This window comes from Fusibacter sp. (assembly GCF_057447755.1).
Genome location: NZ_JBVBZF010000524.1, coordinates 1 through 1579, shown reverse-complemented (window position 1 = coordinate 1579; position 1579 = coordinate 1). Strand labels below are relative to the sequence as shown.

Annotated in this window: 2 protein-coding genes; both read left to right on the top strand. The window is 42.1% G+C overall.

Annotated features, from left to right (window positions below):
- The first annotated feature begins 85 nt into the window (after positions 1-85).
- A complete protein-coding gene (locus AC220I_RS22380) occupies positions 86-643 on the top strand; it encodes an ECF transporter S component (RefSeq protein WP_486726085.1) in 558 nt (185 codons plus the stop codon).
- Positions 644-689: 46 nt separating this feature from the next.
- Positions 690-1579: pyridoxal-phosphate-dependent aminotransferase family protein (locus tag AC220I_RS22375; RefSeq protein ID WP_486726084.1), on the top strand; the 890-nt coding region annotated here is incomplete at its 3' end.

Sequence of the window (1579 nt, the reverse complement as noted above, 5' to 3'; positions counted from 1 at the left end):
CTATTAAAAACCGATAATCTGACACTTACAAAAAGGACAAAACGCCTCTATAATGAGAATGAAAAATTCATCTAGGGGAGAAAATATGAAAAATTCAACGATTAAAACAAAAGATATTATTTTGGCTGGTCTTTTTACAGCGATTGTTTTTGTATGTACTTACGCAATTCAAATCACATTACCTGGGATTGCCACAGGTGGTCTGATTCATTTAGGGAATGTGGCTCTCTTCACCATAGCCGTGGTCTTTGGAAAAAAATATGGCGCAATTTCAGGCGCATGCGGTATGGCTTTGTTTGATGTTCTATCACCATGGGTGATCTGGGCACCTGGCACATTCATCATCCGTGGTATTATGGGATACGCTGTCGGCGCAATTGCCAATGGTGGCACAAGTGAAAAGAAGTCCATGATGAGATTGGTCCTTGCTTTGACCTTGCCAAGTGTTTGGATGATTTTCGGTTATTTTGGCTATAACTTTTTACTATATAGAGACCTTCCTGCGGCGATTGCATCGATTCCAGGTGATATCACTCAAGCAGTAGCTGGTGTTGCCATTGCTTTACCTGCCATATTAGCCTTTCAAAAGAGTGGCTTTTCGGGCTACCTCAGAAAGTTGTCAACTAGCCAATCTGTTGGTTAGAGTATAGACAGACAAGCGGAATTTCTTTGGAAAGGATGTATCAAATATGAAATCAAAAGACCTCTTAATGATGACACCAGGACCAACCATGATACATGAAAGCGTTAGAATGGCTATGTCACAACCCATACTCCAACCTGATATTGATCCAAGATTTTTAGAACTCTATAAAGAAACCACCCAGCTTATGGCAAAGCTTCTCAAGACAAAAAATGAAACCCTCATATTAGATGGGGAAGGTATACTGGGACTTGAGGCAGCATGTGCCTCTCTTATTGAAGAAGGTGACAGGGTCCTTATTATCAGCAACGGCATATTTGGAGAGGGCTTTGGCGATTTTGCCAAGATGTACGGTGCTACCTGTGTTTTTTATAGACAGGATTTTACAAGTCCCATAGACATTCACAAACTGCAAGCCTTTTTGGAAGAAGACCATAACTTTAAACTCGCAACTGTGGTACACTGTGAAACACCTTCAGGGCTCATCAATCCAATTCAACAGATTTGCCCACTTTTAAAGCAATATGGCATTTTGAGTGTGGTAGATGCGGTTTCATCTATTGGTGGTATGGACATAGAAACGGACTTGTGGTCGATTGATATTATCCTTGGGGGGTCACAAAAGTGCTTGTCAGCGCCTCCAGGACTTACATTCTTAAGCATGAGTGATGATGCCAAAGCAGCCATGAAGTCAAGAAAGACACCCATTAGAGGCTACTATGCAAACTTGCTGATTTGGGAAGGCTATGAGACTAAGAAGTGGTTTCCCTATACGCAACCTGTCAGCGCGATTTATGCCTTAAATGCAGCCCTAAAAAGATGGTTTGATGGACCGGACAGCATAGAGAGACACAAAGAAAAAGCTGACTATGTGAGACGCGAGCTCCTAGACATGGGCTTTGAACTCTTTCCACTGGCTGGCTATTCCAACACTGT